This window comes from Bradyrhizobium sp. NBAIM14, assembly GCF_020193895.1.
Taxonomy (GTDB): domain Bacteria; phylum Pseudomonadota; class Alphaproteobacteria; order Rhizobiales; family Xanthobacteraceae; genus Bradyrhizobium; species Bradyrhizobium yuanmingense.
Map to the genome: position 1 here is coordinate 1 of NZ_JADYVQ010000076.1, position 624 is coordinate 624.

The following is a 624-nucleotide window of genomic DNA, read 5'->3' on the forward strand; positions in this document are numbered from 1 at the left end:
GGCAGAAGCTGCCCCGCATCGTCCGCGACCTCTCATCCGAACTCGGCAAGCAGATCGAGCTCGAGATGCACGGCGCCGACACCGAGCTCGACCGCCAGGTGCTCGATCTGATCAAGGACCCGCTCACTCACATGGTGCGCAACTCCGCCGATCATGGCCTCGAGACCCCCGCCGAGCGCCTCGCCAGCGGCAAGGGCGAGCAGGGCACCATTCGCCTCTCCGCCTATCACGAGGGCGGCCACATCATCATCTGCATCGCCGACAACGGACGCGGCCTCAACACCGAGAAGATCAAGGCCAAGGCGCTCTCCTCCGGTCTCGTCACCGAGGCCGAGCTCGAGAAGATGAGCGAAGCCCAGATCCACAAGTTCATCTTCGCGCCGGGCTTCTCCACTGCCGCCGCCATCACCTCGGTGTCGGGCCGCGGCGTCGGCATGGACGTGGTGCGCACCAATATCGACCAGATCGGCGGCACCATCGACATCAAGTCGGTCGCGGGCGAAGGAAGCTCCGTCACCATCAAGATCCCGCTGACGCTCGCCATCGTCTCGGCCCTGATCGTCGAAGCCGCCGGCGACCGCTTTGCGATCCCGCAGCTCTCGGTGGTCGAGCTGGTCCGCGCCC

General features: G+C 66.2%; 1 protein-coding gene. It reads left to right on the forward strand.

The window, feature by feature from the left end:
- Window positions 1-624: chemotaxis protein CheA (locus I6F28_RS38020; RefSeq protein WP_249782237.1), on the forward strand; the 624-nt coding region annotated here is incomplete at both ends.